Raw genomic sequence first — 245 nt, 5'->3', positions numbered from 1 at the left:
GCGAACCGGCTGAACGTGGCCCCGCCAGGATGGCCGATCACATCCGCTTCCTTGAAGCGGCCGATGCTGTTCTCGGCCTTGTAGTTGGTGGTCGCGTCATTGCCGGCCTGGGCGAGTGGATTCGGTGTACCCAGCGCCGACACCTCGGTCCAGGGGTTGCTCCCGGTATTCGCGTAGCTGGAGACGACTGCGTCAGGCACGTAGTGGCGGACCTTGACCGACGTCTTCACTTTGCAGCCATGCGG

1 protein-coding gene is annotated in these 245 nt (G+C 64.1%); it reads right to left on the bottom strand.

The features are described 5' to 3' along the window. Window positions 1-245, bottom strand: a 245-nt coding sequence (locus HMPREF2924_RS24880) for a TraU family protein (RefSeq protein ID WP_177344966.1), incomplete at both ends; no start/stop codon positions are given.

The organism is Pseudomonas sp. HMSC063H08 (genome assembly GCF_001813645.1).
Lineage (GTDB): Bacteria > Pseudomonadota > Gammaproteobacteria > Pseudomonadales > Pseudomonadaceae > Pseudomonas > Pseudomonas aeruginosa.
This window is presented reverse-complemented; position numbering and strand designations above follow the sequence as displayed.